At 64.8% G+C, this 24,394-nt stretch carries 26 protein-coding genes, 1 tRNA gene and 1 pseudogene; 16 read left to right on the forward strand and 12 right to left on the reverse strand.

Translation table 11 applies throughout. From position 1 onward, the window contains the following. Positions 1-26 precede the first annotated feature (26 nt). Together polA and QXH22_RS00290 are read right to left on the reverse strand one after the other, a co-directional pair. Positions 27-2,693, reverse strand: coding sequence for a DNA polymerase I (polA, locus tag QXH22_RS00285; protein WP_306275920.1), 2,667 nt, complete (start codon positions 2,691-2,693; stop codon positions 27-29). A 97-nt stretch (positions 2,694-2,790) separates the two neighbouring features. Next, a complete protein-coding gene (locus QXH22_RS00290; RefSeq protein ID WP_306274667.1) occupies positions 2,791-3,078 on the reverse strand; it encodes a putative quinol monooxygenase in 288 nt (95 codons plus the stop codon). 140 nt (positions 3,079-3,218) lie between these two features. Here QXH22_RS00290 and QXH22_RS00295 point away from each other — a divergent pair, with 140 nt between their 5' ends. Next, the gene (locus tag QXH22_RS00295; protein ID WP_306274668.1) at positions 3,219-3,701 is read left to right on the forward strand and encodes a Zn-ribbon domain-containing OB-fold protein; all 483 of its coding nucleotides are present in this window, start codon (positions 3,219-3,221) and stop codon (positions 3,699-3,701) included. A gap of 10 nt (positions 3,702-3,711) precedes the next feature. After that, a complete protein-coding gene (locus QXH22_RS00300; RefSeq protein WP_306240780.1) occupies positions 3,712-4,914 on the forward strand; it encodes a lipid-transfer protein in 1,203 nt (400 codons plus the stop codon). A 425-nt stretch (positions 4,915-5,339) separates the two neighbouring features. On the opposite strand, the gene QXH22_RS00305 is transcribed toward QXH22_RS00300, so the two are convergent. Then, positions 5,340-5,960, reverse strand: a complete 621-nt coding sequence (locus tag QXH22_RS00305; RefSeq protein WP_306240781.1) for an ANTAR domain-containing response regulator — start codon at positions 5,958-5,960, stop codon at positions 5,340-5,342. Positions 5,961-6,031: 71 nt separating this feature from the next. Between QXH22_RS00305 and QXH22_RS00310 the strand changes: the two genes are divergently transcribed. Further along, positions 6,032-6,108, forward strand: a tRNA-Leu gene (locus QXH22_RS00310). A 74-nt stretch (positions 6,109-6,182) separates the two neighbouring features. On the opposite strand, the gene QXH22_RS00315 is transcribed toward QXH22_RS00310, so the two are convergent. Next, positions 6,183-7,388, reverse strand: coding sequence for a site-specific integrase (locus tag QXH22_RS00315; RefSeq protein WP_306274669.1), 1,206 nt, complete (start codon positions 7,386-7,388; stop codon positions 6,183-6,185). A gap of 2 nt (positions 7,389-7,390) precedes the next feature. Beyond that, entirely contained in the window at positions 7,391-8,092 is a 702-nt protein-coding gene (locus QXH22_RS00320) for a hypothetical protein (protein ID WP_306274670.1), read from the reverse strand. Between the two features lie 47 nt (positions 8,093-8,139). Between QXH22_RS00320 and QXH22_RS00325 the strand changes: the two genes are divergently transcribed. From QXH22_RS00325 to QXH22_RS00355, 7 genes and pseudogenes are all read left to right on the forward strand, one after another. Then, positions 8,140-8,364 (forward strand): DNA-binding protein, encoded by a 225-nt coding sequence (locus QXH22_RS00325; RefSeq protein ID WP_306274671.1) that lies wholly within the window; start codon positions 8,140-8,142, stop codon positions 8,362-8,364. A 73-nt stretch (positions 8,365-8,437) separates the two neighbouring features. Further along, positions 8,438-10,066, forward strand: a complete 1,629-nt coding sequence (locus QXH22_RS00330; RefSeq protein WP_306274672.1) for a YfjI family protein — start codon at positions 8,438-8,440, stop codon at positions 10,064-10,066. 553 nt (positions 10,067-10,619) lie between these two features. Next, complete coding sequence (locus QXH22_RS00335; protein ID WP_306274673.1) at positions 10,620-10,922, forward strand: hypothetical protein; 303 nt, start codon at positions 10,620-10,622, stop codon at positions 10,920-10,922. Between the two features lie 60 nt (positions 10,923-10,982). Then, positions 10,983-11,750, forward strand: a complete 768-nt coding sequence (locus QXH22_RS00340) for a hypothetical protein (protein WP_306274674.1) — start codon at positions 10,983-10,985, stop codon at positions 11,748-11,750. Positions 11,751-11,933: 183 nt separating this feature from the next. Then, positions 11,934-12,491, forward strand: a pseudogene (locus QXH22_RS00345) (recombinase family protein); the annotation flags it as partial. 236 nt (positions 12,492-12,727) lie between these two features. Further along, a complete protein-coding gene (locus QXH22_RS00350) occupies positions 12,728-12,874 on the forward strand; it encodes a hypothetical protein (protein WP_306274675.1) in 147 nt (48 codons plus the stop codon). A gap of 14 nt (positions 12,875-12,888) precedes the next feature. Continuing rightward, positions 12,889-13,182 carry a hypothetical protein gene (locus tag QXH22_RS00355; RefSeq protein ID WP_306274676.1) on the forward strand — a complete coding sequence of 98 codons (294 nt, stop codon included), beginning with the start codon at positions 12,889-12,891 and terminating at the stop codon, positions 13,180-13,182. On the opposite strand, the gene QXH22_RS00360 is transcribed toward QXH22_RS00355, so the two are convergent. After that, positions 13,179-13,589 carry a very short patch repair endonuclease gene (locus tag QXH22_RS00360; RefSeq protein ID WP_306274677.1) on the reverse strand — a complete coding sequence of 137 codons (411 nt, stop codon included), beginning with the start codon at positions 13,587-13,589 and terminating at the stop codon, positions 13,179-13,181. The two genes, QXH22_RS00355 and QXH22_RS00360, sit on opposite strands and share 4 nt — an antisense overlap. Before the next feature lie 124 nt (positions 13,590-13,713). Between QXH22_RS00360 and QXH22_RS00365 the strand changes: the two genes are divergently transcribed. From QXH22_RS00365 to QXH22_RS00390, 6 genes are all read left to right on the forward strand, one after another. Beyond that, positions 13,714-14,886 (forward strand): DNA cytosine methyltransferase, encoded by a 1,173-nt coding sequence (locus tag QXH22_RS00365; RefSeq protein ID WP_306274678.1) that lies wholly within the window; start codon positions 13,714-13,716, stop codon positions 14,884-14,886. Then, entirely contained in the window at positions 14,876-15,703 is an 828-nt protein-coding gene (locus QXH22_RS00370) for a GIY-YIG nuclease family protein (RefSeq protein ID WP_306274679.1), read from the forward strand. Before QXH22_RS00365 ends, QXH22_RS00370 begins: the two co-directional genes overlap by 11 nt. Positions 15,704-15,810: 107 nt before the next feature. Continuing rightward, positions 15,811-16,053 carry a hypothetical protein gene (locus QXH22_RS00375; protein ID WP_306274680.1) on the forward strand — a complete coding sequence of 81 codons (243 nt, stop codon included), beginning with the start codon at positions 15,811-15,813 and terminating at the stop codon, positions 16,051-16,053. Beyond that, positions 16,050-16,718 carry a hypothetical protein gene (locus QXH22_RS00380; RefSeq protein ID WP_306274681.1) on the forward strand — a complete coding sequence of 223 codons (669 nt, stop codon included), beginning with the start codon at positions 16,050-16,052 and terminating at the stop codon, positions 16,716-16,718. The genes QXH22_RS00375 and QXH22_RS00380 overlap by 4 nt, the downstream gene beginning before the upstream one ends. Then, the gene (locus tag QXH22_RS00385; protein ID WP_306274682.1) at positions 16,715-17,506 is read left to right on the forward strand and encodes a hypothetical protein; all 792 of its coding nucleotides are present in this window, start codon (positions 16,715-16,717) and stop codon (positions 17,504-17,506) included. Before QXH22_RS00380 ends, QXH22_RS00385 begins: the two co-directional genes overlap by 4 nt. 322 nt (positions 17,507-17,828) lie before the next feature. Further along, complete coding sequence (locus tag QXH22_RS00390) at positions 17,829-18,362, forward strand: M50 family metallopeptidase (protein WP_306274683.1); 534 nt, start codon at positions 17,829-17,831, stop codon at positions 18,360-18,362. A 659-nt stretch (positions 18,363-19,021) separates the two neighbouring features. Here the strand turns inward: QXH22_RS00390 and QXH22_RS00395 are convergent. The 6 genes from QXH22_RS00395 to QXH22_RS00420 all read right to left on the reverse strand — a co-directional run bounded on the left by QXH22_RS00395 (position 19,022) and on the right by QXH22_RS00420 (position 24,094). Further along, positions 19,022-19,318 carry a WXG100 family type VII secretion target gene (locus QXH22_RS00395; RefSeq protein ID WP_306240782.1) on the reverse strand — a complete coding sequence of 99 codons (297 nt, stop codon included), beginning with the start codon at positions 19,316-19,318 and terminating at the stop codon, positions 19,022-19,024. Positions 19,319-19,321: 3 nt separating this feature from the next. Continuing rightward, on the reverse strand, positions 19,322-19,627 hold the full coding sequence (locus QXH22_RS00400) for a WXG100 family type VII secretion target (RefSeq protein WP_306240783.1): 306 nt from the start codon (positions 19,625-19,627) through the stop codon (positions 19,322-19,324). A gap of 134 nt (positions 19,628-19,761) precedes the next feature. Beyond that, positions 19,762-20,211 carry a hypothetical protein gene (locus QXH22_RS00405; RefSeq protein ID WP_306240784.1) on the reverse strand — a complete coding sequence of 150 codons (450 nt, stop codon included), beginning with the start codon at positions 20,209-20,211 and terminating at the stop codon, positions 19,762-19,764. A 91-nt stretch (positions 20,212-20,302) separates the two neighbouring features. After that, the gene (locus tag QXH22_RS00410) at positions 20,303-20,476 is read right to left on the reverse strand and encodes a hypothetical protein (protein ID WP_306240785.1); all 174 of its coding nucleotides are present in this window, start codon (positions 20,474-20,476) and stop codon (positions 20,303-20,305) included. Positions 20,477-21,955: 1,479 nt separating this feature from the next. Further along, the gene (locus tag QXH22_RS00415; RefSeq protein WP_306240786.1) at positions 21,956-22,414 is read right to left on the reverse strand and encodes a hypothetical protein; all 459 of its coding nucleotides are present in this window, start codon (positions 22,412-22,414) and stop codon (positions 21,956-21,958) included. A 12-nt stretch (positions 22,415-22,426) separates the two neighbouring features. Further along, positions 22,427-24,094, reverse strand: a complete 1,668-nt coding sequence (locus tag QXH22_RS00420) for an RHS repeat-associated core domain-containing protein (RefSeq protein WP_306274684.1) — start codon at positions 24,092-24,094, stop codon at positions 22,427-22,429. Positions 24,095-24,394: the final 300 nt, after the last annotated feature.

A 24,394-nucleotide genomic window follows, 5' to 3' on the forward strand; every position in this document is an offset into this window, starting at 1 on the left:
CAGCAGTCTAGATTCGCGAGCCACATTTAATGGGCGGCGGCGTCCCAGCTGCGGCCGTAGCCGACCGACACCTCGAGCGGCACGTCGAGCGGATAGGCCCCGCCCATTTTGTCGCGGACCAGCGCCTCGAGCTGGTCACGTTCCCCGGGTGCGATCTCGAACAGCAATTCGTCGTGGACTTGCAGCAACATGCGCGACGCCAGTCCGCTGGCCTTGATCGCCTTGTCCACCTCGATCATCGCCACCTTGATGATGTCGGCGGCACTGCCCTGGATCGGGGCGTTGAGCGCGGCCCGTTCGGCGGCCTCGCGCACCTGGCGGTTGCTGCTGTCCAACTCGGGCAGGTAGCGCCGCCGGCCCAGCACCGTCGAGGTGTAGCCGTCCTTGCGGGCTTGCTCGACGACGGCGAGCAGATAGTCGCGCACGCCGCCGAATCGGGCGAAGTACTGGTCCATCTGCTCTTTGGCCTCCTCGGTGGAGATCTTGAGCTGGGCGGACAGCCCGTAGGCGCTCAGCCCGTAGGCCAACCCGTAGGACATGGCCTTGACCCGGCGCCGCAGTTCACCGGTCACCTCGGTGATCGGCACCCCGAAGGCCCGCGAGGCGACGAAGGAGTGCAGGTCCTCGCCCGTGTTGAACGCCTCGATCAGCCCCTCGTCGCGCGACAGGTGCGCCATGATCCGCATTTCGATCTGGCTGTAGTCGGCGGTCATCAACTCGGTGTAGTCACCCTTACCGACGACAAAAGCGTCGCGGATCTGCCGTCCGGCGTCCGTGCGGATCGGAATGTTCTGCAGGTTGGGTTCGGTGGAGGACAGCCGGCCGGTCGCGGCGATGGTCTGGTTGAAGGTGGTGTGGATCCGCCCGTCGGCGGCCACCGAGTTCAGTAAACCGTCCACCGTGACCTTGAGCCGGGTGACGTCGCGGTGGGTCAGCAGGTGCTGCAGGAACGGGTGGCCGGTCTTGTCGAACAGTGATTGCAGGGCGTCGGCGTCGGTGGTGTAACCGGTCTTGGTGCGTTTGGTCTTGGGCATGCCGAGTTCGTCGAACAGCACCACCTGCAGCTGTTTGGGCGAGCCCAGGTTGATCTGCTTGCCGATCACTGCGTAGGCGGCTTCGGCAGCGTCGCGGATCTCGTCGGCGAACTGGCTCTGCAGCTCGGTGAGCATGGTCAGGTCGACGGCGATGCCGACGCCTTCCATATCCGCCAGCACCCGCTGCACCGGAAGCTCCATCTCGCCCAGCAGAGCGGTGGAATCGATCCGGTCCAACTCGGCGTCAAGCGCGTCAGCCAGGTCGATGACGGCACGCGCCCGCAGGATCGCGGTCTGCACGGCCTGGTCGTCGGTGCCGTCGGTGTCGTCGAGCAGCGAAAGTTGTTGTTGCTCAGCGGTTTCCGCGCGCAGTTCACGCCTGAGGTAGCGCAGCGAAAGGTCGTCGAGGGTGAAGCTGCGCTGGCCCGGCCGCACCAGGTAGGCGGCGAGCGCGGTGTCGGACGTGATCCCCTGCAGCGACCAACCGCGGCCGCGCAGGTCGTGGATCGCCAACTTGGCCTCGTGCAGGGCCTTGGGTTTGTCGGGGTCGGCCAGCCAGGCCGCCAGCGCCGCGTCGTCCTCGGGTGTCAGGGTGGCGGTGTCGATGTAGGCGCCGTCCCCATCGGCGGCGGCGATGGCCAGCGCGGTAGCGTCCCCGCCGTGCGGCAGGTGGGTGCCCACCACCGTCAGGCCGGATCGACGGCCGTCACTGGCGTGATCAGCCAGCCACTGCCCGACGGTGCCAGGTGCCAGGGCGCCCCCGCGCACGTCGAAGCCCTCGTCGACTTCGGGTTCGACGGCGGCCAGTGTGTCGAAAAGCCGGTCCCGCAGCACGCGGAATTCCAGATCGTCGAAGAGCCGGTGGATGTGGTCGCGGTCCCAGGGCTGCAGCCGCAACGTGTCCGGTGTCTGCGCCAGCGGCACATCCTTGACCAGTTCGGTGAGTTCCCGGTTGAGGACGACGTTGGCCACGTGCGCCCGCAGTGCGTCCCCGACCTTGCCGCGCACCGACTCCACGTTGTCGACCAGTCCCTGCAGCGAGCCGTACTCGATAATCCACTTCGAGGCCGTCTTCTCCCCCACCCCCGGGATGCCCGGCAAGTTGTCGGACGGGTCGCCGCGCAACGCGGCGAAATCCGGATACTGCCGCGGGGTCAGGCCGTATTTCTCGACGACGGCGTCGGGGGTGAAGCGGGTGAGCTCGCTGACGCCCTTGCGCGGGTAGAGCACCGTGACGTCCTCGCTGACCAGCTGCAGCGAATCCCGGTCGCCGGTGACCACCAGCACCCGGTAGCCCTCGTTCTCGGCCTGGGTAGCCAGCGTGGCGATGATGTCGTCGGCCTCGAAGCCGGGCTCGGCCAGGACCGTGATGCCCAGGGCGCCGAGCACCTCTTTGGTGATGTCGATCTGGCCGTGGAACTCGTCAGGGGTAGAGGACCGGTTCGCCTTGTACTCGGGGTAGCGCTCCGACCGGAACGTCTGCCGGGATACATCGAATGCCGCCGCGATGTGCGTCGGGCCCTCGTCGCGCAGCAGGTTGATCAGCATGGCGGTGAAGCCGTAGACCGCATTGGTGGTCAGGCCGCCCCGGGTTTTGAAGTTCTCGGCCGGCAGGGCGTAGAAGGCGCGGAATGCCAGCGAGTTGCCGTCCAGCAGCATCAGGGTGGGTTTGTCGTTGGCCGTGTCTGCGGGATTGGCCGCGGCGGCTGCGGTCCTTGCTGGGCTCACGGCCCCACTCTAGGCACCGCCGCCGACATCACAGCAGCCGACGCTGGGCAGCTATCTCGTACTCGCAGACACAGCCGGAAACTATGGCGTCTTGTTGATCGTCGCTCGGTCCGCTGCCGCGAAAGGTGTCGACGGCGGCCTGCGACTCCCACCGTTCGATGATGTTGACGCGACCAGGATTCAGCGGGTCGGCGCTGATGGCGAAATCCAGACAGCCCGGTGTGCGCCGGGCCTGTGCGACGACTTCTGTGCAAGTAGCCAGGTAGCTGTCGCGCTGCAGTGGGTCGACGACGATGTGGCCCGCGATGATCAACATGAAATGCTCCTTCGTGCGCGTGGTCAGTTTCCCGGTATGACCGCCTGCGCCCGCCGATCTCACCGGGTGACCGGCGAGTCGGCGACCCGGTGACTGGAACACGTTTCAGTTTTCCGGCCCTCGTTCAGTAATCTGGCCTGGTGCCAGAGGTCACCAGCCAAGAACCGGCCATCGACGGGTGGTTCGCCACCGATGACGCCGGACACCCCCATCTGATCGGCAGCAAGTGCCCCGCGTGCGGCACTTACGTCTTCCCGCCGCGCGAGAACAACTGCCCGAACCCGGGCTGCGCCAGCGACTCGTTGGAGTCGGTGGAGTTGTCGCGGCGCGGGAAGCTGTGGAGCTATACCGAGAACCGGTATCCGCCGCCGGCGCCCTACCCCGCCGCGGACCCGTTCGAGCCCTTCGCCATCGCCGCCGTCGAACTCGCCGACGAGGGAATCATCGTGCTGGGCAAGGTAATTGAGGGCACGCTCGCCGCGGATCTGAAAGTCGGCATGGAGATGGAGTTGACGACCATGACCCTGTTCACCGACAACGACGGAGTCGAACGCATCGTGCACGCGTGGAGGCCTGCCGGCGACGATGCAGAGCGAAGCGATGAGGAGGAGCGGCAGAAATGAGGATCGCATCATGAGTACTCCGGAGCCGCTGTACATCCTCGGCGCGGGCATGCACCCGTGGGGCAAGTGGGGCCGCGACTTCACCGAATACGGCGTGGTGGCCGCCCGGGCGGCGCTGGCCGAAGCCGGGCTGGATTGGCGCCAGATCCAGCTGGTCGCCGGGGCTGACACGATTCGGAACGGCTACCCAGGATTTATTGCCGGGTCGACGTTTGCGCAGAAGCTCGGCTGGAACGGTGTGCCGGTCAGCTCCAGCTACGCCGCGTGCGCCAGCGGCTCGCAGGCGCTACAGAGTGCCCGTGCGCACATCCTGGCCGGCTTCTGCGACGTGGCGCTGGTCATCGGCGCCGACACCACCCCCAAGGGCGCATTCGCCCCGGTCGGCGGTGAACGCAAAAACGACCCGGACTGGCAGCGGTTCCACCTGATCGGTGCGATGAACCCGGTGTACTTCGCGCTGCTGGCGCGGCGCCGGATGGACCTGTACGGGGCCACCTCCGAGGACTTCGCTCAGGTCAAGGTGAAGAACTCCCAGCACGGCCTGCAGAACCCGAATGCCCGCTACCGCAAGGAATCCTCGGTGGAGGACGTGCTGGCCAGCCCCGTCGTGTCCGACCCGTTGCGCCAGCTGGACATCTGCGCCACCTCTGACGGCGCGGCCGCGCTCATCGTGGCCAGCGCGGAGTTCGCCCGCAAGCATCTCGGTTCGCTGGAGGGTGTGCCGTCGGTGCGCGCGGTGAGTACGGTGACCCCGCAGTACCCGCAGCACCTCCCTGAATTGCCCGATATCGCAACGGATTCCACCGCTGTGGTGCCGGCGCCCGAGCGGGTGTTCAAAGACCAGATCCTCGATGCCGCCTATGCCGAGGCCGGTATCGGCCCCGAAGACGTCAGCCTGGCCGAGGTCTACGACCTGTCGACTGCGTTGGAGCTCGACTGGTATGAGCATTTGGGGCTGTGCCCCAAGGGCGAGGCCGAGGCGCTATTGCGTTCTGGCGACACCGCTTTGGGCGGCCGTGTTCCGGTCAACCCGTCGGGTGGGCTGGCGTGCTTCGGCGAGGCGATTCCGGCCCAGGCGATCGCTCAGGTCTGCGAGTTGACCTGGCAGCTGCGTGGCCAGGCGACGGGCCGGCAGGTAGAGGGTGCGCGCGTCGGCGTCACCGCGAACCAGGGGTTGTTCGGGCACGGGTCGTCGGTGATCGTCGCCCGCTAGCGCTTCTCCCTGTTTCGGGCTGCGCGAGCGTGCACAAAATGCCACCGCCAACGGCGTGTCGCTGTACATCTGCGCACGCTCGCGGTCAGGCGTCCTTGGCTTGGCTGCGCGAGCGTGCACAAAATGCCACCGCCAACGACGTGTCGCCGTACATCTGCGCACGCTCGCGGTCAGGCGTCCTTGGCTTGGCTGCGCGAGCGTGCACAAAATGCCACCGCCAACGACGTGTCGCCGTACATCTGCGCACGCTCGCGGTCAGGCGTCCTTGGCTTGGCTGCGCGAGCGTGCACAAAATGCCACCGCCAACGGCGTGTCGCTGTACATCTGCGCACGCTCGCGGTCAGGCGTCCTTGGCTTGGCTGCGCGAGCGTGCACAAAATGCCACCGCCAACGGCGTGTCGCTGTACGTCTGCGCACGCTCGCGGTCAGGCGTCCTTGGGCGTGTCGAGGGTTTCCAGCACCACCTCGGCGACCCGCTTCATCGACGTGCGCCGGTCCATGGCGGCGCGCTGAATCCACTTGAAGGCTTCCGGCTCGGTCATGCCCTGCTTGACCTGCAGCAGGCCCTTGGCGCGCTCGACCAGCTTGCGGGTCTCCAGCCGGTCCGACAGCGTCTCGACTTCCCGCTCGAGCGCAGTCAGCTCGCTAAATCGGCTGACCGCCAATTCGATGGCCGGAACCAGGTCGCTCGCGGTGAACGGCTTGACCAGATAGGCCATCGCCCCGGCATCGCGCGCCCGCTCGACCAGATCGCGCTGACTGAACGCGGTCAGCACCACGATCGGCGCGATGCGCTTACTGGCGATCTCGGCCGCCGCGTCGATGCCGTCACGACGTGGCATCTTCACGTCCATGATCACCAGGTCGGGCTTGTGCTGTTCGGCCAGTTCAACAGCTTCCTGCCCATCGCCGGCCTCGCCGACGATGTCATACCCCTCCTCTCGCAGCATCTCGGCCAGGTCCATACGGATGAGCGCTTCGTCTTCCGCAATGAGGACCCGGCGCGGCGGCGGAGCGGCGGCGGCATCGGTGGTGGGGCCGGTCATGACGGACATTGTGACGTGACGGCTGTGCGCGGTCACTCGGGGGGTTGCTCTAAGGTGGGAGACCGGCATCAGCCCTCGTATCCCAACTGGCAGAGGAAACGGATTCAAAACCCGTCCAGTGTGAGTTCGAATCTCACCGAGGGCACCAGGACGACAGCGAATGTTGTTGCAGGTCAGCGGCACACCGTCGCCGCGCCGAGGGCGTGACTACGGCCGGCGTGACTACATATTGACTACATTCGTCGGGAAAACGACCGCTCCGAGGCGCTGGTCATGGGCGTCGGCGACCGCCTCGGCGTCCCGGTCGAACAGGTCGGCGTAGGTGTCGAGCGTCATCACCGCCGACTTGTGCCCGAGCATCTTCTGTACCGCCTTGACGTTCGCGCCCGCCGACACGGCCAGCGAGGCGGCGGTGTGTCGAAGATCATGCGGCGTGACGCGCGGGAACACGGCGGAGACCGGCTCGCGGTCGGGCGCAGCCTCGCGCTCGACGGCGCGCGCTCGGCCGGCGGCGGCGACACAGCGAGTCACAGCTCCGTCAAACCACGTTTTCATGCCCGGCGACTTGGCGTAGCCACCGCTGCCGGCCGGGAACACGATGCCGTCGCGACTCTTGCCCTGGCAGGCCGCAGCCAGCGGGTCGACCAGGAATTTCGGGAACGGGATCGAGCGACGTTCGTGCGTCTTCGGGGTGCCGACCTCGACCGTGCCGCCCACGTCGACCGCGTTGCGCCTGACGTGGATGCGGCGGCGCAGCATGTCGATGTCGGCAACGTGCAAACCGGCCAGCTCGCCCCACCGCAGCCCGCAGTACGCGAGAAGCAGGACAACGACCCCCTTATCGGGACCGGCCTCGGTGGCCAGCGCCATTACCTGGTCATCGGTCAGGTAGCTGTGCTCTCGCTTCACCTTGCGGGGCAGCTTCACGCCACGTGCCGGGTTGCTGACCAGGCGGCGGTCCCGCACGGCGTCATCGAGAATGCCCGCGAGCACGTTGTACGCGCGGATGATGGTCACTGGCCCGCTGGCTGACTTGGTGACCTTGCCCTCGGCGTCGGTGACCTCGCGACCCATCGCCGCCACCCACGTCTGCACGGCGCTGTGCCGGACATCGGCGAGCTTCACCGAACCCCATTTCGGCGCGACGTGGACACGCCAGGCGACTTCCTCGACGCGCCGACTCGACGGTTTGAGGTGCGTCCTGCGTGCCAGCCATGCCGGCCCGAGGTCGCCCATCGTGACCCGCGCGTCGGCGGGGTCGATGTACTCGCCGCGCGCCTTGCTCACGGTGACGGTCGCGGCGTAGTTCTCGGCGTCGCGCTTGTTCTTGAAGCCTCGCGCGCCGGTTAGTTTGTTGTCCGGTGTCCGATATTGCACGCGCCACAGCTGCTCGCCGGCCTTTGTCTTGTACTTGGTAATGCTGGCCATCGCTAGCAGTCCTCTCCCTTGGCGGTGGTGCTGGGTGTTCGCGGCCGGCGCAATTCGTCGCGACCGAGTAGCGGCGGCTCGACCTGCTTGCATCGCCGTATCCACCCCTTCACGGTGTCGTCCGGCACGGCGTGGTCGATGCCGAGGTGGGCAGCAGCGCGTGCGCCCACAAAGGGATAAACGGCGGCATCGCGGTCACGGCCCTCGCGTGCCCAATCAGCGACCAACGCCAGGAACTCTCGCGTGATAGTCGGAGGACGACCGCCCCGGCGGCGCTTCGGGATCGGCACCTCCGCACCAGGCGGCGCGTTCCTGATCAGGGCATCGGCAAGACCGTCGGTGAACCGCAGTGCCTCGATACCGCTGGTGTCCACGTCGGTGCTCCCGAGCGCGGCGTCAAACGTCGCGCGCAGCTTGCGGCCGGCCTCGGCGGCGGTGGCGGTGTCGTACCTGCGCGCTGCCCGCAGCAGCTTGTCTGTCCTAATCCGCTTGAGGCTGTCGGTCTTGATGGGAGCGCCGTTGGCCGATGTGACGCGCAGATCAGTGATGACCGGACCATTGGCGGTGTCGTGCCAGGCGATTTCGTAGGTGTGCGCGTGGTCGTGGACCGTGATCCAGACGGGTCGAGGTTCGTCGGCGTGCACCGCGACATCGACCACCTCATTCGTTCGACGGGGTGAATATCCGCGCGGGGTCTCACTCACAGTTATTAACCGTAGACCGTTCTTCATTACGGTGCAATATAGATGATATGCCAACAACCACAGTCAGCCCCGCAATCCCTTTCGATGAACCCGAAGCCCTAGTGCCGCCGAGGAATGTCGCTCGGCACTTTCACACGACCGAGGCGGTGCTGGCGCAGGAACGTTATCGCGGCGTCGGTATCCCCTATGTGCGTCACGGTCGGCGAATCTTCTACCGCGTCAAGGACATTCGCGCGTATATCGACGCCAACACCGAGACGCCGCGCGCCTGACCGCAAACATGCGAGCGCCCCGCCGGTCACCGAGTCCGACGGGGCGCTATCACCGAGAAAGGCAGCCGAGCCATTGACCGCCAACAGGTCTCAGAATACCGCCGACGACGCCGCGAGGAAGGGTCCGTTCGGCAAACGCGATGCCGACGACTACGAGCAGCGCGAACGCGACATCGCGGCCCTGTTCGACGCCGACCCGGTGCCGCTGCGCGCTGGGAGCTTGCCGCCGTTTCCGGCCGACGCGCTGCCAGGACCGTATGCCGCGATGGTCGCGGCGACCGCCGCCGCGCTGCAGGTCGATACCGCGATGGTTGGCCCGATGGTGCTCGGTGCGTTGTCGGCGGCGTGCGGCGGCTGCGTCGAGGCCGAGGTGCAGCACGACTGGCGCGAGGTCGTCGTACTGCACCTGGCCATCGTCGCTGGGCCGAGCGAGCGCAAGAGTCCGGTACTGTCTCGCGCCGTCGAGCCGCTGCGGGCCGCTGAGCGGCAAATGGCCGAGGTCATCCAGCCGCGCCGGACCGAGGCGTTGGCACGACAGCGCATCGCCAAGCAGCGCGCCGAGAACGCCGAGCGCGAAGCGTCCAAGCTCGACGCGAGCAAGCGGAGCAGCGGTGAGGACAGCGGGTATGCCGGAGCCGGCCTCGACCCCGTGGAGCGTGCGGTCAGGCTGGCGGCTGCGGCTGCCGAAATCGTTGTGCCCGAGCTGCCGCGCCTGCTCGCCGACGATGCGACGCCCGAGGCGCTGACCGCGCGCCTGGCGGCGAACAGCGGTCGTTTGGCCGTGGTATCGGCCGAGGGCGGCGTGTTTGGCACGCTCGCGGGCCGGTACTCGCGCGGGATGGCGAATCTGGACACCTGGCTCAAGGGTTATGTCGGCGATCAGATCATCGTGGACCGTGCCGGCCGAACAGGTGAGGTGATCGACCGGCCGGCATTGACGGTCTGCGTGGCCCTGCAACCCGCCGTGCTGGCCGAGGTGCGCGCCGATCAGCGATTCGAGGGCTTCGGGTTGCTCTCGCGGCTGTCCGTCGCGCAACCGCGCTCGATGGCAGGCCACCGCGATCCCGACGCCGCTGTGCCGACGCCCGAGCATGTCAGTGCCGCATACGCCGCAGCTCTGACCGATCTGGCGCGGCGGCTGCACGAACGCGAAGCCGGGCCGGTCGCGGTCAAATTCAGCCCGGCAGCGCGTGAGCAGATCGCAGAATTACAGCGCCGCGTGGAACGGCGGCTGACCGGCGGCGGTGACCTGAGCGGCGACATGGAAGCGTGGGGTGGCAAGCACGTTGGCCGTGTGATCCGCGTGGCGCTGCTGCGGCACATGGCGGAGCACGGCGCTGACGGTGCCGACAAGCTGGTGTCAGCCGAGACGGTCGCCGCCGCGTGGCGCATCGGGGAGTTCTTCGCCGCCCACACACGTGCCGCATTCGGGATCGCCGACACGGGCATGGTGAAGCTGTCTGACCTCGCCGCCGCGCTCGACTACCTCCGCAAGCGACACCAGGTGATGCCAATGTATCCGATACGGCTGCGCGAGGTGAGTAAGAACGGACCGATTGTGTTGCGCCGCAAGAGCACTCGCGATCCGGTGCTAGACGTGCTTGGTGACTACAACATCGTTCGGCTCAAGATCGTTGACGGCGTGACGGTGGTCTACCTGCACCCGCTTGCTGCGCCGCCGCATGGTTCGGAGCTGTTGTGACGCCGCACGGTGCCGCACGATGCCGCATGGATGCCGCACGCAATGCCGCATTGACGCTAGGCATTCTGAGCTGGGAAAACGTCCCCGTGCCGCATATGCCGCACGATTTTAGGCAATATGCCGCAGCTACCGCAGCCCTCTTGAAATTAGGCAGAAGGACTTATTGTCTGTCTGCCCAGCGTGTTTGTGCGTCGCTGAGCAGCGAGGCGGCGGCGGATCGTACGAAATCGTGCGGCATATGCGGCATTTCACCGTTTCCGCAGGTGAGGCGGCGTCCAACCAATGCGGCATTGCGTGCGGCACCGATGCGGCATCATGCGGCACCTGCGAGAGCGGCGGGTCAGAGCGCGGGCGTTGCTGCTGGTCAGGACACGTTAGGTCGACGCCGCACAGTGCCGCACGGTGCCGCATTGGCTGTGAGAGGCGGCGAGCCTTGACCTAATGACCGCCGCGACGCCGCCGTTGGTTGACCTCGGGAGAGGCGGCGTCATCGACTCAATTCACCGACTGCCCGGCGACCGACGCCGAGCTAACTGCAACCGAGGAAACCGAGATGACCGTCAACAGCAACACCCAATCGACCCAACCGACCGATGACCAGCTAGACGCCGCGATCCTGGCCGCACTCACCGAAGCGCAGACCAGCAGCGGCGGCGAGGAATTGCACCCGTGGGCTGCGATCCGGCAGCGGCTGCCCGGCTCGCTGGACCGTGCGAACGAACGTCTGATCGCGCTGCACTTCGCGGGCCGCGTCTGGACGTGCAAGATCCGAGGCCGCAACTACGTCGCGTTGGGCGACGCCGACGACATGCGGCTCGCCGAGGCCAACCGTGCCCGTGCCCCCCTGGCGCTGTGAACCGGCCGAGCTGTCCGCTCTGGCCTGTCCGACCACCCGAATACCGAGAGGAACGAAACGATGAGCGATCCGACCCAGAACCGGCCCGACGCAGACGAGAGGCAGCGTGCCGCGCAAGCCCTTGAGCTGCGAACTTCGGGCTTGACCTATGCCGCCATCGCGGCCGAGCTGAAATACAGCGACGAGTCGGGACCGCGCAAGGCGGTCGACCGACTGCTGTCGCGGATCGAGTGCGAGGGTGCCGAGGAACTGCGACAGCTTGAAGGGCAGCGGCTCGATGCCATGCAGCGCGCCATCTGGCCGAAGGCGTGCAGCGGCGATATGGACGCGATCAGGACGGCGCTGTCGATCATGGGCCGGCGGGCCAAGCTGCTCGGACTGGACGCCCCGACTCGCGTCGCGGTGGGCACTTCACCCAGCGATGTCGAGTTCGCGAACGAAGCGGCCCGCCTGATCGAGCGCATTGCTGCGCACGGAGAGCTGGGCGAGTTCGTGGGCGGGCTGCGCGCGCAGGCGGTGGCTGACGCTTACGGCCAAACAGCGACGGCCGAGGGCAGTGACCCCGGCGCGCAGCCCGATTCGCTCAGCGAGGCATACAGCGGCGAAGTGCCGGACGATCTGGCCGGCTGGTCGAACATCGGCGACCCCGCGCCCGCGCCGGCCGATCCTGCGGCACCACCCGCGATAGCTTCGGTGCCCGAGCCGGAACCTGAGCCGCTGCCCGCCCCGCAGCCGATCCAGTCCGCGCAGTCCGCCGCACCGCCGGCGTGGATGCGGCGCAACATCGGCGGCAATGGCTACGACCCGACATCTGGTTGGCGTCCATAGCTGCGAGTCGCCGGCTTGAACGGGCGACCGCCACAACGGGTTTCGCCAGCCGTCTATCTGGACTGTAGCCATTCGAGACGGTCGCTCCGGCGGCATTCGCCGTCTAATTAGGGCCGGATTGCGGTCTGATTGACAGTGCTCTACTATGACTCTTGAGTCCATTTAGACAACTAAGGGGTACACGTGAGTAAGGGTCAAACCGTCGGCTACGTCCGCGTTAGCACTGCTGACCAGAATACCGAACGCCAACTAGACGGCCTCCAATTAGACAGAATCTTCACCGACCACGCCAGCGGCAAGAACACCGACCGGCCGGCGCTGACCGAGTGCCTCGGATATGTCCGTGACCGCGACGAATTGGTGGTTCACAGCATGGACCGGCTGGCCCGGTCGCTAGTCGACCTACGGCGCACGGTGGACGACCTGACCGCACGGGGCGTCAACGTCCGATTCGTCAAGGAAGGTCTGACTTTCACCAGCGACACCGCCGAACCGTGCGCCGTCCTAATGCTGTCAGTGATGGGAGCGGTCGCCGAGTTCGAGCGCGCGTTATTGCTTGAACGCCAACGCGAAGGCATCGCCATCGCCAAGGACAAAGGTGTCTACAAAGGCCGGATGCCGTCGCTGACCGAGGAACAGGCCGAGGCGGTGGCACAGCGGCTAGCCGAGGGTGAGTCCGCTTCGGCGTTGGCCCGAGAGTACGGCGTCAGCAGGGCGACGGTTTACAACACGCGGGAACGGGTGGTGGCACAGCCCTGGACCCTGGAACACGTCATCAGGGTGGACGACCTGTTTCGCCGGTGCGGAAAGCTCACCGCCCAGCACGCCGAGATAAGGGAGCTGGCCAAACAGCTTGGACGCACCCCGACGGCGGTGTCCGCAAGGATGCGCAATCTTCAAGCCGCCCACCAAGAGCCGGGCCAGTGGCCGGGCACTAGCTGGCACTTCACCCAGATGGACCGCCAGGTGGCCGACCGATGATCCCTGCCAACCTGGTCGAGCAGTTGTCCACCGCCCTAGCGCGGTGGGACGGTCGTGGCCCGACCGACGACGACATGCTGCACGCGGGCAAGGCCCTGGCCAGCGCCGCGATGGCGGTGCTCAGCTGGGACGCCGAGCAGTGAGAATAGGAACCACCATGAACGGCATCGACGGTATTGACTGGACGGGCGACAGCGTGCGGTCGGACATAGCGGGCGACCCCGACGCCTGGCTGCTCGCCGTGGGCTTTCTGGGCGGCGTCCCCGTTGTCACCGCCGAGGCGTTCCGCCGCTACGTCGAGCACTGGACGATGGGGCCGGACACGGTAATCGAGGGCGACGGGGCGTTGATCCACGATTCCTACACCGAGCGGTTCGTGTTCCCTGCCGTGGGCATGGTCGGTGGTGTGCCCGTCTACGCCATCGACGGTTACGGGCACTTCGAGCGTTAGCCGCTGACGGCGGCGCGGACGGCTTCGGCCACCTCGGCGGGCGGCTGGTGCGCCCAGAAGCGCAGCACGGTCCAGCCCGCCGCCGTCAGCGTCTGGTCCGTCGCGGCGTCGCGTGCTTGGTTGCGCGCCACCTTCGCTGACCAGTAGTCGGCGTTGGCGCGCGGCTGGCGGTGGTGTTCGGGGCATCCGTGCCAATAGCAGCCGTCGATGAACACCGCGATCCTGCGGCGGGTGAAGACAAGATCGGCAGTGCGGCGCAGCGCCGGCAGCGGCCGGGCGTTGACCCGGTAACGCAGGCCCATCGCATGGACCAACCGTCGCACCGCCATCTCCGGCGCGGTGTCGCGACTGCGGTTCCCTTGCATCGACCGGCGGGCGTGTTCGCTGCTCGCCCACGACTTGGCCACCTCGGTGACGCTACTCAGTGCGACCTGGTGCGACCTGGTGTGACCTGGTGTGACCTGGTGCAGTTTGGTGCGACTCGGTGCAGCCTCACGCGACTTGACGGGATCGGGCGATACTGTCTGTCCCGTGGGGAACGTCCGTTCGATTCGCGCTGCCCGGTCCAAGCCCAAGGCCATCGAATTCTTCGCAGGGATAGGGCTGGCCCGAATGGGGTTGGAGAAGGCCGGTTTTCGGGTTGCTTGGGCTAACGACTACGAGCGCGACAAACGCGACATGTACCTCGCCCAGTTCGGGGAGTCCGCCGGGCATGCCTTCGTCTTAGGGGACGTTGCGAAGGTTAAAGGGACTGATCTGCCGACCGACGCCGCGCTCGCGTGGGCGTCGTCGCCATGCACCGACTTGTCGTTGGCTGGTGGCCGCGCCGGTTTAGCCGGCCGCGAGTCGGGCGCTTTTTGGGGATTTGTCGAAGTGCTGCGACTGCTACGGCAAACATTGCCCGAGGTCGTCGTGTTGGAAAACGTCACCGGCTTGGCCACCTCGCACGGCGGCGATGACCTCGCCGCCGCTATAACCGCGTTCAACGAACTGGGTTATTCGGTCGATGTCCTGGCCCTCGACGCGCGCAGGTTTCTGCCGCAGTCGCGCCCGCGCATGTTCGTCGTCGGTGCGCTCAACCCGCCCGCTGATACGACTGAGCCGCACTCCGAATTGCGTCCCGACTACCTTCAATGGGTCTATGGCGATCCCAAGCTGCGCACTCACCGCGCCCACCTGCCAGCGCCGCCCGCGCCCCTGACTGACGGTCTGTCAGAACTGATCGAGGAAATGCCGGCCAGTGATGAGCGGTGGTGGGACGCCGAGCGCACGGCGGCGTTCGTGTCATCGCTGTCGCCGATGCAGCGTGACCGGGTAGCTCAACTCAAGCGCGAGGCCGGCACCAAGTACCGCACCGCCTACAGGCGCACCCGCGCCGGCGTGGCCGTTTGGGAAGTTCGGCCCGACGACATCTCTGGCTGCCTACGCACCGCACGCGGCGGGTCATCAAAGCAGGCCGTGGTCCGGCTCGGCAACAAGCGCCTGCAGGTGCGGTGGATGACCCCGCTGGAATACGCCCGGCTGATGGGCGCGCCTGCGTACAACTTGGCTGGCGCGCGCACTAACCAGGCGCTGTTCGGGTTCGGTGATGCCGTGGCCGTGCCGGTCGTCGCGTGGCTAGGCAAGCACTACCTGATGCCGCTGCTTCGGGGTGAGCTGGCGGCGTCAGTAGTTAACCTGGAAACAGCTGCATATGTCCAGTAAGGGCACCGCTTCCCCGAATCCAACCCCGTCGAGGCCCCGCAAGGGTTTACTTCCCGCAGATGATGTCCGCCGGTTTCGCGGCGAGTTGCGAAAGTTCGTCAACGCAACAGACGGCCAGGGCCGAAAGTGGGCCGGTGCTCAATGGGGCGTCTACGCCTTTTACGACTACGACGGCGAGCCGATCTATGTCGGCCAAACCAACGAGCGGCTGAGCGCCCGCATCGGCCGGCACCTCACTAACCAACGCACCGATGTCGTAGCGATGCGGATTCTCGACCCTTTCGAGGTAGCCGAAGTGGAGGTGTGGCCCCTCTGGGACCTGGAAGGCGTGAACAGCAAGAGCGCGAACTACGCCGACGCCAGGAAACGGCTCGACGCATGCGAATACACCGCCTACATCCTTGCTATCGGAGGCAGCCGCTTCAAAGCCATCCTCAACGAGAAAATTCCGCCAATTTCCGAGTCCGTCGAACTACCACAGTCGTTGCGCTGGAAGGTCGTTGACGACGAGGTTCGCAAAGAACGCGGTCATCCAGACATTCGCATCGCCCGGCGCGCTGAGACCATTTCGAGGCTAGCAGCGGTTGCGCGCGAGCGCGGTGAAGTCTCCGAAGGCCTTCGTCGTGTGCTGGTGATTCAGGCCGTCCGTTTGGCATACATTTCGGCAGAGCGGCTAGCGTTCGTTGAAGGCCGCCCGATGCCTGACCCGACGGCGATTGCGGTCGAACGACTGGTCGGTTCGGTGCTCTATGAGTTCACCGATCCGTATGGGGAAGACAACGCCGACGACCTATCAGACAGCGAGGCCGACGGGTAGAACGCACTTACCCGACTTGAACGGGTAACTGCCACAACGAGTTTGGCGACACGCCGACCGTCACAGCGTGGCAGCCCGGCTGCACGGCGCTGTGCTCTCATGGGGTTATGACCGCTGTTGTTCCGCACTCGCTGACCGACCCGGCCGCGCTCACGCCGAGTCAGTGGTCGGCTCGCCTGGCCGCGTATCTGAGCCGTGGCCGTGGCAACGACGACCCCGAGGTGGTCGCCTGCCGGCAGGCGTTGGCGTTCTGGCGCGCACGCCGTGCCATCGACGCCGAGGCCGGCCAGATCGCGCCCGACCACCTCGACGCCCTGACGGCCCGGTTGCGTGAGGCGGTGATCGCGTGATCCCCAACGCCCGCAACAGGACACCCGCGTTCCTTGCTTCTCAGCGTCCGCAGGCCGCGCCGGTCTATACCCAGACGGAGCTACGCGACCGGCGTCGGAAGGTGCTGCCGATCTATGCGTGGACGGCTGACTGGTCGCTGACCGACGAGGTGGCCGCGATCTGCTCGCAGCTGGCCGAGCGTGTCGCCGACGCGCCGAATCCGGTCGCCTATCTGCGCGCGGTCGTCGAGCTGGCCGACGCGGTGCACCAGGCCGTGCACGTCGTGGTCGGGTTGCTCGCGCAGGCCGACGCCGAGCGCCGGACCCGCCACCTCGGGACCGAGGACCGGGGGCGCAGCATTACCGCGTTGGTCGACCTGACCCCTCGCCCCGCAGCGCCCGAGGTCACCGCCGACATGCTGGTTTCCGGCACCTGGCCGGCCACCCTGGTCACGCTCGCCGAGCCGTACGACACCGCCCTGGCCGCGCTGTTGGGCAATGCGGGAACACCGAACGTCGCCGACCGGCTGCTCGCGGCATTGTCCGAGGTGGACCGCGCAGCACTCGCACTGACCCGCCGGCTCGACCGCGACCGGGTTTACCGAATGAACCGCCCCGACCACCACACCCTGTCGCCGGCCGACCGCGCCCGCGATGAGCTTCGAGAGCTGGGAGTCCTGCAGTGACCGCACCACCCGTCGAGACCTACGGCAGCTTGCTCCCGGCGATGTTCGACGCCCCGCCGGTCAACCCCTCGCCGCAAGGGTTGTACCAGGTCACAGCGTGGTCCGAGGTGACAGGCCCGACTCGCTTCCTGGCCGGCGTCGAGGTGCGCGGCCCCAACTTCGGCGGCGAAGACGCCTCGGGTGTGTGGGGCACCGACTGGTGCCCGGTCCCACCGTTGAACAACCCCGAGCGCAAGGAAGGCGACCGGCCCGACATCTTGGACCCGTTCGCGCCGATGACCGTGTGGGCCTACGACGAGTGCGACCTGACGGCCCCGAGCCGCGCCGAGGTCGAGCGCCGCGCTGCTCAGATTCTGCGCCTGCAGGAACAGACCGCCGTCGAGCATGAGTTCAGCAACCGGCTGCTGACCGACGCCGGCACGCCGGCATCGGCGGACGATCTGCAATGGGCCGTGGCCACCCTCGAAGCCCAGTTGGCCGAGGTCGGGGTGCTCGGAGTCATCCACGCCAGTCCGCATTTCGCGGTGTACGCAGCTCAGGCGCAATTGCTGATCCGTTCGGGCACCAAGCTGACGACTCCGCTCGGGCACACGTGGGTCTTCGGTGGCGGCTATGGCCCTGGTCTGCAGAGCACCATCGTGGCCACCAGTCAGCCCTACGGCTGGCGGAATGAAGCGCAGGTCAGAACCGCGATTGACCAGGAACACAACATCTTCGCCGCCGTCGCGGAGCGCACGGTAGCCATCGGCTACGAGGCCGTGATCGGCGCGGCGACGGTGACGCCGTGAGCACCGCGACCATCGGGAACGCCCGGCCCGACAATTACGCCGGTCCGCGCTGCCAGTCCTGCGGCGGGCCGTGCTGGCGGTGGAAGGGCAGCGTGTGGGGCTACACCTGCACGACCTGCCTAGATACCTACCTCGATGCCGGCGCTGCGAAGGCTGCCGAACGCGACCAGCGCGAGCGTGCCCAAACGCTGCGCAGACTGTTCGGCAACGACACCCCGACTCCGGTCACTGCGGAAGGCCGGCGTCGGGACGGTGCTGGCCCGAGTTATGTACCGCAGCACCGCCCGGCGTCGGTCACTAGATCGAAAGGACAAGCAGCGCAATGCCTTTAACCCTGGCCGACATTACAGCCGGCGAACGCGAACACCTCGAAACGTGCATCCACGAAGCCGGCCACGCCGTCGCTGGCGTAGTGCTCGGCGCGGAGCTGCGCAACGCCGTCGTCGTGTCGAGCAAGGTCACTGGCACCACCGAAGGGCTGACCACCTTCGCCGACCGGCCCCACGGAACCGATCCGCTGGTCGCCTACGCCGGGCCGTGGGCACAAGCGCGCTGGCGTGCCGGCCGGCGACCGACACAGCGGGAGTTCTACGCCGTCTTGGACACCACCGGTCATAAGGACAGCCGGGTGCTGACGGCCAGCGGCGGCATATATACCGGTGCCGATGTCGTGCCGCTGCTGACCTGGTGTTGGCCGGCGGTGGCGCGAACCGCGACGCATCTTCACCGAACCGGCGAAGTTGACCAACGCGCCGTGCTTGCCGCGCTGGGTGTCACTGACGGCGGCGGCATGACCTCCGTGCAGTTGGCCGGCATCCGGTCGCGCTGCCGCACGGTGCCGCCTATCGCCGCCTAGTCGACGTGGTGGTCTGGCTGACCCAACGGTGTCGGGGGTATCTGATCTAGGCCCGGCACGACAAAGCAATTTTGGACCGGCGGCACGTTGTAGGACCCCTTTGCGAACAGGCAGCGTTTCCACGATCCATCGGGCCGAATGGGGCCGTCGCAGTAGGTGGCGAACAACTGGGTTTCGCAGCCGGGCATCGGGTCACCGGGGTAAGCGGTGGCAGTCGGGCTGACTGGCAGCGCCATACCGGCTGCGGCAGCTAGAGCCGCCCACGCAAAAACAGCGGCGATCCTCATGGTGGTTTCCTCCCCGTTTCGGCCCCTCCCCTGGTTTGTGTATCAGACAGGATCAGCAACCGTCAGCGGTTTCGATTGACCTCTTACCGAACACCCGTTCGGCGTGACTACTCCGTGACTACATTCTCAGTTGCGGAGCGTTAATCGCGGTTGAAGTCAATTTAGGTCGAATCCGCTGGCAATCGGTTCGCTCGCTGCATTCGCCGAGGTCGCCCGCAAACCTGGTTTAGAGTTCGAATCTCACCGAGGGCACTACCTACCCGGGCCGCGAATGGTCTTTGTGGGAAGCAGCAGGATTGGTGGGCAACGCTGTGCGCGGGGCCCGTTTGGGGACGTTCAAGGCGTTTCCCGCCTGGCCACCGACGACGGCGCCTAATCGCCCCACATGGTGACGTTGGTGTTCGCCGCGCCGCTGTAGTTGGCGTGAGCGACCTGGGCGCCTTCGCGGATCTTCCGCAACCCCTCTTGGAGTTCGTCGACGCCCGAGCGCCACAGGGCGTGAAACTGCTTGTGGGCTTGTTCGGTGGCGCCCTCCCACGGCATCTGGGCCACAAATGCGTCGACGTGCTCCACAGCGGAATCGGTGGCGCTGGTGAAGCGGGCCAGGTGCTCGATCAGCGCGTCGAGCGCGTCGAGATCAACGGTGAATGTGTCGTCGTTGTTGGCCATCGCCTAGTTCGCCTCGTCGGATTGCTGAAACTGTTGGGCGGCTTGGGCCACCAGCCCGTTGACCTGGTCCAGGGCCCGGGTGATCTTTCCGGCACCGTCCTGCCATTCGCGCCAGCCGTCGTGCACCTTGTCCGCGGCAGTGCCGGTCCAACTGCCCTTGATGACGGCGTCCGCCTCGCGTTTGAGTTGGGCGAAGGCTTCCTTGATCTCGGTGTTCACGACATCGATCCCCTTGGCCGACGTGATTACGCCGGCAACATCAACGCTCAGTTGCGGCGCTGGCCGGGCGTTGCCGCTCTCCGTTGCCATCCTGCTTGACCTTTCTGGGGTCGGTGACGCCAGCCGCCAGTCGTACGGCGGCCGGCTTGAGGAAGTTTAGTGGGAGGACGAGGGTCGGATCGGGTTTGCGCCGACGCGGCCGGCTTCCCGGTCCCGCGTGGTGTTCATATTCCGCGTCGCAGCGGATCTCTTGCGGGATCCCATTCCGGCGGTTCCTCCCACCCGGACTCTGCGTGGGCGTGTTGCTGCCGGCGTTTCAGGATGGCCTTGAGGCCGGCCAGGTCGGTGTACTGGGCGCGAATTTGTTTGATCCGCGCGACCAGGTTCGCGTTGCTCTCGACGTCCTGGACGATCCGGTCCAGGATCTTTTCAACGTCGAGCAACGCGGCCTGGTAGGCCTGCACGTAGGCGCGCTCAATCGCTTGTCCGAGTTGTTCGGGCGTCAGCGTCATTGCCAAATCAGTGAGTTGGACGCGCTCGAGTTCACCCGAGACCGAGACGGTGAGCTGACCGGCCTCGGCTGGCGCTTCGATGGGAACCTTTCCGGCGACATCGCCGAGCCAGCCGCGAAGCCATCGGATCAACTCGTCGCCGGGCAGCTCTTCGAATCCCATGGAGCCTGGTGTAGCACGGGGCAACGTTGCATGTTTACTACGGCGGGGTCTCCTCTGGTCGCACCGGAAACTCCGCAGCCTTGAAACAAGGTCAATTTTGAATTTCGAGTTCCTCTAACGACGACCATAAAGGCGGGATTCCGCGATGCTTAAAAAATTCTGTTAATTGCTCGAATCCTGGCGCCATGAGGCCTGCGCCTGTCGGCCAAAGCGCCTCGCATTCGTCACAGAGCTGAATCTCTTCACCTGTGTCGATGACCCTCATCGCGAGCACTTCTCCTTGCTCGCAGCGTGGGCAAATAGCGGGATTATTCATGACTTGGGCACCGAGCCAGGGCTCCTTTCGAGGGCCTGAAGGCGTACGATTAGGTCAGGGATGGCACTTCTCGAATTATCGGAATCGCTCAGATCCCTCGGCCGCAACCACTTTATATGCGTCCTAGATTGAGCTTCAGCCTAATCTTCGCGCTTCCTAAGTTCATCCCACTGGTTAACCGTTGCGATTTCCTCAGGGGTCAGCGAGACAAAACATACGCCCACCAATTCGTCCATTCGAAGAAGAAATCGTACTCGATCTACGGCCAGGCACTTCGTCGCGGAGGCCCACTTGCCCCATACGGCACATACACCTCCGTTAGATCGCAGTAGTCGCACCCTGACGTGTTGCCTGAATACTTTTCCCTTAACAGCACTTGCGTTAGTAACCGGTATGCCAAACTCCTTATCAAACAAACCGCAGGGCAAATCCTTGACCTGATCGAACGGTTGCAACGAGGAAACCAGAGTTATTCCGTAGATTTCGCCTGTCTGACGATCGATTTGAAATTCAAAGATTCCCCCTGAATTATCGGCATAATGCCAAGTAATCGAATCTTGTACAGACGTGCCTTCCAGTAGGTGAAAACTGAATGGCACGACGGAGTCGACTACCAGCGTTCCAGTTGGCGGGCTGTGTGTTCCTATTACGGCCAGCAATTTTTAACCTCTCTCATCGCCTGGACTAGTCAAAGTCGGCTAGTACAGCATGGAAGACTGTGGGAAATCCGCTCGCTAATTGAGACTTACCTCTTACAATACTCCACTGGTCAATAATAAACTCATTACCGTAACTGATTCCCCTTTCTGCGATAGCCGCTAGCGCGCTGTGAAGGCTACTAGTGGTTGTTGTCGTCACGGCCCTTGATCACCCGACGCGAACCTATCTCAGCTTGAACAGCCACGTTCAGGTGCGCAATCAAGTAGCCGCCGTCGTGTATAAATTTCGCATACTCAAAAAGAGGCTTGGTCGCGTTTCCATGCAACCAAAATGATCCGCGATTGGTCTCGGATGATGAAGGACCTGGAAATGGGTGTGCCCGGATAATTCGGTTGGGTGGGCGTGATGTGGTCCCATACGGGTGCCAGTACGAGGGAAACTAGAACCAGGCATTTCCTCTCCGGGGCACGGCATCAGTCCCAACGGATCCGTCCCGACGGTCGGATTCCGCGGATAGCCATACGGATTCGCGCCGGAGCCAACCCCAACGGATCAGCCGTGCAGTACCGCCCAGTCGGCCGGCTGGTAGCGGTCCCGATTCTCTCACACCCTTGATTATCGCGAAACTCCACTGCCAATTGACCGATAAAATTGGCCAGGCTTGATTGATCGCCGACTTTTAGCGCCATATCATCGATGTTTGTCACGGCCTCCCCTTAATGGCCGGTGATCTCTAATTGGTCGCTCCGAACAAGCAGTTCCACATCATCAATATGACCGGAGCCTCTCAACTTGGTATTGATAGGATTGGCTGCTAGCCGGATTTATACGTATCATTGCGCTAAAAAACTGGATCCCAGCTATTATCAGAGCGCTTACCAATTCTGCTTCGCCCGCGACTGCCGTAGTAACGACGTCGCCGACATAGGACGTCACACGAACTTGGTTGTTGCGGGTTCTTTCAAAGGACAACTTTATCGGCTGATCTGGAAACAATGTTTGCGCTCGGCCGGATTTGCGCAGATCGTCGATCATGTTAGTGATATAAGCCCAGAGGTCATCGATAGTATCCCACATGGTCCTATCAACCACTGCTATTCCGTCGATGACGAGTTCGATTGCACCGTCAATATAACGATCATTTTGCACCATATAGTCGCTGTCGTTACAGATTTCACGAAACTCTTTACCATGGTGATCGCAGAGATAAGATGTAATCGAGATCATATGCCATAATCCTTACTGCTCCAACGGGAACAACTGCCGAATGTGTCCTTCACCTATTCCGACTGTATATTGCGTGCCATCGACCAAACCATTGATTTGATATCTATTAATCGATCCATGCTCAATAACAGCGGCACGATTCTCGCGTAGTACATCCGCTACGATACTCGCAAGTTCATCTGTCGTTGGACTTCCCGCAAAGAAAGTTTGGGTCCTTTTAACAGATCCATCCCAGTATTCCAGATGATGACGAGTGAGGATATGTTCGAGATCGCGCTGGTCCAGAATTAATCGAATATTGCCAATGGTGAAGGATCGGTTCACCCAGTCCCGCAGCGCATTCTGCAAGGCAATTGCTCTGCACGGCATCAGCCCCAACGGATCCGTCTCGACGGTCGGATTCCGCGGATAGCCATAGGGATTCGGCGCCGCAGCTAACCCCAAAGGATCAGCAGTGCAGTACCGCCCAGTCGCCGGCTGGTAGTACCGATGCCGGTTGTAATGCCACCCGGTCTCGGCATCAAAATATTGCCCGGGGAACCGCAGCGGCGTGGACACCTCCCCCGCCCAACTCGTCTGCCCCCACAGCCCACCACTGGCCCGCCCAGCCACCGTCGCCGCATCCGGATCCACCAGATGCGTCGGCGTACCCAGATGATCGGTCACCAACGCATAAAACGCACGATCGACCTCCGGTTGCGACCACACGCCACCACCACAGCCAACCCCCGCCGCAACCGGCGCACCGCCCAGACGCAACGGCACATCCACACTTGACTCAACAGCCGTATGAACCTGCGCCAACGGCGTCACCGCCCCCGGCAGATAACACCACGTAGTCGTCGCGCCACCCACCCCGCCGGTCGCAGTCTGCTCCACAAGCTGATCGCCGAGCCACGCAAACACCACCGACTCCCCGGTGCTCCCGTTGGTCTTACGGGTCCGCCGACTCGCCGGGTCGTACCCATAGGTCCAGGTCTGACCATCCGGAGTCGTGACACTGCGTAACCGGTCATAGGCATCCCACCGGTAATGCCACACCTGCGCCGTGCGGCTCAACCGCCGGCTCACCGTCCGCACCAGCCGCCCCGCCCGGTCATAGCTGTAACGCGAACGCCCATCATCAACCAACAGCGTGCCGCGATACTCCCAACGCCCAGCACCACCAGAAGACCCCGCCACCACCGCAGTGCGAATGTTGTCACTGGCGTCATAACCGAACCGCTCGGCCACCACACCACCCACCGCCACCGCATCCACCCGGCCCACCGCATCCAACCCGTACCGCATCTGCACCTGATCGACAATGCGCACACTCAACGCGCCATCAGGCCGATAACCAAACGACGACCCAGTCAACACACGACCAACCGGCGCCGAACCAGCCCCCAAAAACAGCCGCCCCTCAGCCGACGCGATCCACGACTGCGCCGACAACCGCCCCACCGGATCAAACTCACACTCAACACTGGTGCGGCCGACCTCCATACGAGTAATCCGCCCCGCCGCATCACTGCCCACATCAACGACCCGCCCCGCCACCCGAAGACCACTGAGCACACCACGGCTGTCATAGCCGTACTCCGTGCGCACACCACTGGGACTACCCACACCCACCAACTGCCCCGCAGCGTTAAACGACGCCGTCACCAACTGCTCATCCCACACCCCCACCCGCACCCGCGAACCCACATCAAACGAGTACGTTCCGGCACCGTGGACGTTGGCCGCCCCCAACAACTCCCCACCCACCCCATACCGATACCGGGTGACCTCACCGGCAAAATCCCCGGACTCGGCTTACCATTCGCACCAATCACGCAGCTCAGTCTTAGCAGTGGTGCGAGCGCCCTCAGCGCCGGCGCGATGGTGGATCAGTCCCCTGCGTCCGCCGGTAAACCTCCACCTGCTGTACGCCTTCGCCTCCGACAAGTTCTTCTCAATGGCCGAACAGTAAAGAAACAAGCTAATTTTGGATCT

It is taken from the genome of Mycobacterium sp. TY814 (genome assembly GCF_030755175.1).
Classification (GTDB): Bacteria; Actinomycetota; Actinomycetes; order Mycobacteriales; family Mycobacteriaceae; genus Mycobacterium.